8 protein-coding genes, 2 tRNA genes and 1 pseudogene are annotated in these 7,312 nt (G+C 38.8%); 5 read left to right on the top strand and 6 right to left on the bottom strand.

Annotation, left to right across the window (positions count from 1 at the left end; all coding sequences use genetic code 11):
- The coding region (locus tag FJR05_RS12510) for a protein kinase (RefSeq protein WP_168644403.1) at positions 1–1,118 on the bottom strand (1,118 nt) is incomplete at its 3' end.
- 61 nt (positions 1,119–1,179) lie between these two features.
- Positions 1,180–1,560, bottom strand: a complete 381-nt coding sequence (locus tag FJR05_RS12505) for a DUF4359 domain-containing protein (RefSeq protein WP_168644402.1) — start codon at positions 1,558–1,560, stop codon at positions 1,180–1,182.
- Positions 1,561–1,684: 124 nt separating this feature from the next.
- Between FJR05_RS12505 and FJR05_RS12500 the strand changes: the two genes are divergently transcribed.
- Positions 1,685–1,757, top strand: a tRNA-His gene (locus FJR05_RS12500).
- Positions 1,758–1,917: 160 nt separating this feature from the next.
- Here the strand turns inward: FJR05_RS12500 and FJR05_RS12495 are convergent.
- From FJR05_RS12495 to FJR05_RS12480, 4 genes are all read right to left on the bottom strand, one after another.
- Positions 1,918–2,421 carry a fatty acid hydroxylase gene (locus FJR05_RS12495; protein WP_168644400.1) on the bottom strand — a complete coding sequence of 168 codons (504 nt, stop codon included), beginning with the start codon at positions 2,419–2,421 and terminating at the stop codon, positions 1,918–1,920.
- A 169-nt stretch (positions 2,422–2,590) separates the two neighbouring features.
- A complete protein-coding gene (locus tag FJR05_RS27300) occupies positions 2,591–3,025 on the bottom strand; it encodes a hypothetical protein (protein WP_254446924.1) in 435 nt (144 codons plus the stop codon).
- Between the two features lie 239 nt (positions 3,026–3,264).
- On the bottom strand, positions 3,265–3,975 hold the full coding sequence (locus FJR05_RS12485) for an NYN domain-containing protein (protein WP_168644398.1): 711 nt from the start codon (positions 3,973–3,975) through the stop codon (positions 3,265–3,267).
- A gap of 301 nt (positions 3,976–4,276) precedes the next feature.
- Positions 4,277–4,363, bottom strand: a tRNA-Ser gene (locus FJR05_RS12480).
- A 183-nt stretch (positions 4,364–4,546) separates the two neighbouring features.
- On the opposite strand from FJR05_RS12480, the gene FJR05_RS12475 reads away from it, so the two are divergent.
- The 4 genes and pseudogenes from FJR05_RS12475 to FJR05_RS12460 form a co-directional block, all read left to right on the top strand.
- Positions 4,547–4,915: a 2Fe-2S iron-sulfur cluster-binding protein gene (locus tag FJR05_RS12475; RefSeq protein WP_168644396.1), complete on the top strand. Its 369-nt coding sequence runs from the start codon at positions 4,547–4,549 to the stop codon at positions 4,913–4,915.
- A gap of 22 nt (positions 4,916–4,937) precedes the next feature.
- The gene (locus FJR05_RS12470) at positions 4,938–5,510 is read left to right on the top strand and encodes a thermonuclease family protein (protein ID WP_254446923.1); all 573 of its coding nucleotides are present in this window, start codon (positions 4,938–4,940) and stop codon (positions 5,508–5,510) included.
- A 54-nt stretch (positions 5,511–5,564) separates the two neighbouring features.
- A complete protein-coding gene (locus FJR05_RS12465) occupies positions 5,565–6,368 on the top strand; it encodes an inositol monophosphatase family protein (RefSeq protein ID WP_168644394.1) in 804 nt (267 codons plus the stop codon).
- Between the two features lie 514 nt (positions 6,369–6,882).
- Positions 6,883–7,312 (top strand): annotated as a pseudogene (locus FJR05_RS12460) (photosystem II D2 protein (photosystem q(a) protein)); the annotation flags it as partial.

Genomic DNA, 7,312 nt, shown 5'->3' with positions numbered 1-7,312 from the left:
CTCCTATCCCTGTTACTTCCTAATTCCTTTTTAGTGGGGGAGTGTGAACAGTTACGCAAACTTTCCAAATCACTATTAGACAAATAAGTAACTCTCCCTTTAGATAAAGCTTGACACATTAACGCCCAAGTTTCTTTATCTGCCTTTTCCCACTGTTTCCAGGCCAGGAAATTACGTAACTGCTGGTAATTAACACCTGTATCAGAACGGAGAGTAGTAAGTTGCTGTTTTTTCCCTGGTTGTGTTTTTATTTCTATTGCTGCTAGGACTTCTTGTGCAGATTTGTAACGTTGGGACAGAGCATTATGAATGAGTTTATCAATAATTTCACTTAGATGAGGTGTAACCTGATTTCCTGGAGGTAAATAATCTCGCCAAATCCAGCGATCGCTTGTATCATCATATAAATCAAAAGGAGAAATCCCCGTCAACAACTGAATACAACTCACACCCAAACTATAAAGATCACTAGCTGGTAATACCTTACCCCGCATTTGTTCAGGCGCCATATATTCAGGACTCCCAACAGTTGTTCCCGTTTTCATCACCCCAGTCGCCGAAATCAACTTAGCCACACCAAAATCAATCAACACCAAATCTCCCCCAGCAGATTTTCGCATGATATTTTCCGGCTTAATATCCCTGTGAATCACATGATTACCATGTACAAACTCCAACACAGGCAATAAATCTTGCAGTAATTTCTGGATTTTCCCCTGATTAAACACCCCTACTTGTAATAATTCCTGCGCCAAAGCCTGTCCCGGTATAAACTCCTGTATTAAATACAACCTATTTTCCTGCTCGAAATATGCCAACAACTGAGGAATTTGAGGATGGCGCAACTCATCTAAACGCACTGCTTCCTGCTGAAATAATGCGATCGCTTTTTTAAAATCTGCTGGATTTTCCTCTGGAAAGCAAAGTTGTTTAATCGCGCATTGCGGTTGGGAAGGAATATGTTCATCCACCCCTAGTATTGTTCTCCCAAAACCACCCTTACCTAAAGCATAAAGGGGACGATAGCGCTCTTTAAGTAAAATTAACTTACCACACTTAAGACAAAATCGTGCATCATCAGGATTCTGTGGATACAAACAGTTAGTACAAAAACTCATCACATAGTAGTTATTTTTCAGAACTACTTGTATCTTAAGTCTTCATTTGACCTCCGCTGATTTATTTTTCTTCAGCACTATAAGTATAAAATTGGTTTAATGCCCCCACAGTTTCAAACTTGTACCCTGGTATCCAAGAATCCAGTTTAATTTGAGTCCGGTAAATACTAAAGATCATATAGTCCTGCCGATTAGTAGTAGTAGTAATCAGTTCCTTAATATGTGGTGTAGCGGAATTAAGCAACTGTTCACAATTAACTTTAATTAACTTTTCCAAAAAACTTGGTGTTTTTTTACATACATCAGTTTCCAAATATGTTGTCAGCTTTTGGACTGCATACTTTTCATATTCCTCCTGATTAGGGTTGGTTTTCGCCATAATTGCCCCTAGAACAGTAACGCCCACTGCTCCTACGCATATAATCATAGTTAAAGGTTTCATTTCTAGCCTGACCTGGTGTAGTGGTTAATCTTTTAAAGACTACCAAGAAAATTATCTAATTTCTGGCAAAAAAACTTGATCATTTTTCTCAGGTCATGCTAAACTTACAGAAGTAAATTAAATGGCGAGCGTAGCCAAGTGGTTAAGGCAGTGGTTTGTGGTACCACCACGCGCGGGTTCGAATCCCGTCGTTCGCCCTATTGTATTGCTTATTGATGCTCCCATGCGCTAATATTGGTACTAAAAACACCATTAGGGCAAACACAGCGGGATTGCCCATAGTATTAATGAATCAATTTTCTAGAGTTAATGCGTAGCATCTGAAGAAATATTTTCTGAAAAATATTCTCAAGTTAGTCAGCTTTTAGCTTGTAACCGCCAGTGGATTCTTTGTAGCCGTAACCAACGCATCCAAATTTTCGCAGGTTGGTCAAAAAACGTAAAAATATCGCCAAAACCAAAGTTAGTTTTTTGATGGTGTAACCAATGCTGTTCCGGCGTAGTAATAAATAGAAATTTACACAAAACAGTTACAGGTTTAGATGTTTGCCACCCCAAAGCTATGACGTGTCTCCACCATACATGAAATTGACCAAACAATAAACCGCAAATTACGCCAATAGGAGATAAACTCCATAACCAAACTGCTACCAGTAGATAAGGTAATGCACCCAAAATCCCATCTAAAAGCACCTGGAGATTAAATGTGAGAATTGCATAGTGACGAAAACTCTTTTTCCAGGAGTGGTGAGTCGTCAGGTGAAGGCTACCAAAAACGTGTTCAGGGACGTGATAGAAGAAGGTAGAAAAAAAATCGCCAAGAACCAGTAATAGCCAACCAACAGCGATAGCTTCAAGCATTTGTAATCCTGTATACATCTATAAACCAATAGATATACTGTATGTTGTTTATTTGATCATCACAATCTTCTAACTAAGACATCCCCCATGAGTAAAGATTGAGTTAATATAAGTACAAATTTAGGTTAAATTGCATATAGACAAATTTAAACCTGCTGCTTATAGGAATTTAAATATGGCAAAATAGATCGTAATAACACAACCAATGTTCATGTAAAGAACTTAAATAGTAGGAAATACTAAAGGCAAATATTGCTAAAAGTACAGGAACTAAGGTAGTAAATTCTAACTTGCCTTTTTTTAAGATTTCTAAGCAAGAAATAACAATAACGACAGGCCATAAAATAGTAGTAATAATAGCCATGACAAAAGATAAAAATTTATCCTCTGGAGAAGATGTAGGGTTACGAAGAGAAAAGGTTAACCAATTGGTAAGAAAATAGCCAGTCATTAAGACATAACTAATAACTAAAGTTGACTGGATTTGATTCACTACACCTACTCCTTCAATGATATAATTTCTCAAAAATATATCTATTTCAGATATATATTTCCACACTGGTATAGCATAGATATGAGAAAAGTGCCAAATAGAATGCAGCATTTAATACTCTCAAATTTAAAATAATTTGAAGTTGTCATAGTATGTTGAGAGTCGGGAGAAAGACGGAAGAATCATGTGGAACTGCAAAAAGTGCTTGATCTTTGATGGTGTCAACATTGAATATTCCGAAAACCATTGAGTTATAAAGTATTGATATTTATTAAACAATGACTAATTACTTCTGCTCATCTTCTCAGCATCTTAGTAATTGCTATAGGCAGCATAAAAGTGAGCAAAATTTATATATTGGGAATTTGAAGATGGTAATTGGCAGAAGTCCGATAACTATAACCGATAGCAGCATCTTTTTGAATGTGTTGTTTAATACTGTCAAAATCTATAAATTCATCAGCCACATCAATAAGATGATTTCTAGAACGCGCTTCACTGTCGCTAGTAGTTGTTTGCAAACCAATTACCTCCACTCTAGCACCTACATTACTCACAGCATGAACAGCATAGGATAGATCTCCATCTCCACTGACCAAGACAGCGGTATCATAATATGGTGCTAAAGTAATCATATCAACGGCAATTTCGACATTCAGATTTGGTTTTTTGTAATTATCTACAACTACACTCATATCTTTAGTCACTACACGATAACCGTTACGACGCATCCATAAAAGAAATCCCTGTTGTTTTTCATTACCACTATCCATTCCTGTGTAAAAGAAGGCACGTAGTAATCGAGAAGTTTTCGTGAGACGACAAAGCAATTTGACATAATCAATTTCAATTCCCAGTTGTAATGCGGCATGAAATAGATTTAACCCATCAATAAAAATTGCTACTCGACCACGATTCTCGTCCTCATTAAAGCCGAGATTATTAGCTGGATTAGGTTCTTTCGGCTTAATATTGCCTTTGCTTGCAGGTCCTTGCCAATGAGGTTTTTCTTTAAGTTCTTTATATTCGTTTGTTTTTTTGCTAAAATTTTCAAACTGCATTGATACCTCTAAATATTAAAGTGGGGATGTTGTTGTGAGCAAATTAACAATAGCTAAATTTTAACTAATTTCTTGATACTGCCTTGGTTGAATTAATACCTATGAGGTAGATTTTAGCCAATTTCTTCCAGGTGAATATGATATTTTGCCATCTACCTGCATATACTTTACACAATATGCACACCTTTAGGCGAAATTCACTATTTACATCCAGAAATTGTCTTTGAGTCCTGTTGGTAAAGTCTACTCTGTGTGCCTAAAAGCAAGGATTGTTAAATCAAACTTAATTATTACTGGTGAATGGAGAGAGAGGGATTCGAACCCTCGTATACATTTCTGCATAACAGACTTTCCAGGTCTGCGCCTTCAACCACTCGGCCATCTCTCCAGGTGTCTCGCTTTGCTATAATACAATAGAATTTAAAAAAAGGCAACCTTTTTGGAAAAGAGATTTTTTATGGCTAGGGCTACGCTGCGCTATTACTACTTCTTGACCTAAAAGTGCAGAGTTTTCAATCAATCTTCTTATAATTAGGTGTGAAACTCTAAATCCGCAAATCTGAAAATCAAGATGGTTCAAACCCACAAAATTAAAGTTTACAATCGCCAAACGGGGACATCACATACTTTAGAAGTTCCTGAAGACCGCTATATTTTGCACACTGCTGAACATAATGGTACAGAACTGCCTTTTTCTTGTCGAAATGGGGCTTGTACAACCTGTGCTGTGAGAGTTTTGTCAGGAGAAATTCACCAACCGGAAGCCATTGGTCTGTCTCCAGATTTACGCCGTCAAGGTTACGCTTTATTATGTGTAAGTTATGCTCGTTCTGATTTGGAAGTGGAAACACAAGATGAAGATGAAGTTTATGAACTTCAATTTGGGCGGTTTTTTGGTAAGGGCAAAGTTAAAGCGGGTTTACCCTTAGATGAGGATTAAGATTTTTTGTGTGTTTAGGTTAATGAATTTGATAGTGAGGATGGCTGCTGTCGTAGTCCATCTTCGCGTTTTTGTGCCGAAAATAATTATATTAGCTAGTTTTTTACTTTTGGTGAGTTGTCAAAGCCAAAACAACTCTTCAATAACTCCCGCTAGTGTCAAGGTAGCACGGGTTGTGAGTGGACAAAGTTTGGAAGTATTGGGAATGGAGTCACAACCGAATTTAATTTCTCAGGTGCGGTTAATTGGTTTAGATGCACCTGATATCCGCCAAATTCCTTGGGGTGAGGATGCTAAACAATTTGTGGAAAGTTTGATTGAGGGTGCAAATCAGGCTGTTAATCTGGAATTTGACTTAGAGGCTAAGGATAAATTTAACCGCACCTTGGCTTATGTATGGAAGGATAAACTGTTGTTAAATGAAGAAGTTGTCAAACAAGGATATGCTTTATTTGTAGCGCGATCGCCTAATCACAAATACGACCAACGGCTAGAACACGCTCAACAATGGGCGAGAATCATGGGCAAAGGCATCTGGAACACCGATAAACCCATGCGGGTAACTCCTGGAGAATTTCGTCGTCTCTCTCGTTAAATGTAAGAGTATAACGACCAACAACGGACAACTGACCACTGACAACTAACAAATATGCAAATTTTTCTAGATATTGCTACAGAAGCAGCTTTAGCCGCAGGTGTAGTTTTACAAGATTATTTAGGTAAATTAGAAAACGTAATCACCGAAAAAGGCCGTCCTGGTGATTTAGTTACTGCTGCTGATAAAGCTTCTGAACAGGTAATTTTAGAAGTATTGCGTCGTCATTTTCCCCAGCATTCCATCCTCGCTGAAGAGTCGGGAAAACTGGGAAATCAAGACAATGAATTTCTCTGGGCTATTGACCCCCTCGATGGTACAACTAATTACGCCCATCAATACCCCTGTTTCGCTGTTTCCATTGGGTTGCTGATTCATGGTGTCCCCAAGGTAGGGGTAATTTATGACCCTTTTCGTGATGAATTATTTCGGGCGGCTGCTGGCTTAGGTGCAACTCGTAACCGTCGCCCTATTCAGGTTTCCCAAACAGCGGAGTTAGGTAAAAGCTTGTTAGTTAGTGGATTTGCTTATGATCGCCGGGAAACTGCTGACAACAATTATGCAGAATTTTGTCATCTTACCCATCTTACCCAAGGTGTCAGACGTGATGGTGCAGCAGCCTTGGATTTAGCTTATGTAGCCTGTGGGAGAGTTGATGGTTATTGGGAACGGGGAATTTCCCCTTGGGATGTTGTAGCAGGGATCATATTGGTTCAGGAAGCGGGAGGAAATGTCACAGCCTATGATGGGACTCCAATCAATATTGATTCAGGGAGAATCCTGGCTACTAACGGTCATATTCACAAACAACTCAGTCAGGAATTGATGCAAGTTCCCCGTTTATCTAGTTGGACATAAGTTTTCTAAGTAGGTTGGCGTTAAAAATTGTCGTTATGGGAAGGCAAGAGGTAATAGGCAATAGGTTTTGATGAATTTTACTTTTTTACATTTGGCGAAATTAAATATCCGTTACTTGTAAATATTCTCTATAAGTAATTGGACAGAATTAATTAGGACTTACGCAAGTGTCACACTAAAAATCTGTTGTAGGGTGCGTCAGATATCAACAATTTGGTTATTTGCAGGATTTATGCCGTCTGACGCACCCTACCAATGTGCCAGTTGCGTAAGTCCTGTTAATTACACAATTAATTTTTCTGTTCCCTATTCCCTGTTCCCTGTTCCCTGTTCCCCAAATAAAATTTTTTCCTAGTCCACTAGCAAAATTAGAGATTTTCACCTATTATGATAGAAAGCGTAAAAAATTGTAAACTAGATTGACAATCTGGTTAAACTTGTGTAGGTGAATAATATTCCCCTGCCATAAACGCATAAAATCCGTACTTATAAAACATTTTGGAGATTTGCTCTCATGACCATCGCAGTTGGACGCGCCCCTAGTAGAGGGTGGTTTGACGTATTAGACGACTGGCTAAAGCGCGATCGCTTCGTATTCGTAGGTTGGTCAGGAATATTATTATTCCCCTGTGCCTTCCTCGCATTAGGCGGTTGGCTAACCGGTACAACCTTCGTCACATCCTGGTACACCCACGGACTAGCATCTTCTTACTTAGAAGGAGCTAACTTTTTAACAGTAGCAGTATCCACACCAGCCAACAGCATGGGACATTCCCTGTTGTTCCTGTGGGGACCTGAAGCTCAAGGTGACTTCACTCGTTGGATTCAACTAGGTGGTTTGTGGCCTTTCGTAGCCCTACATGGCGCATTCGGTTTGATCGGCTTCATGTTACGCCAATTTGAAGTCGCCCGTCTTGTCGGTCTTCGTCCTTATAACGCCCTTG

Source organism: Dolichospermum sp. UHCC 0259, assembly GCF_009711935.1.
GTDB lineage: Bacteria > Cyanobacteriota > Cyanobacteriia > Cyanobacteriales > Nostocaceae > Dolichospermum.
The sequence above is the reverse complement of the archived record's forward strand: the minus strand, read 5'-3'. Positions and strand labels throughout refer to the sequence as shown.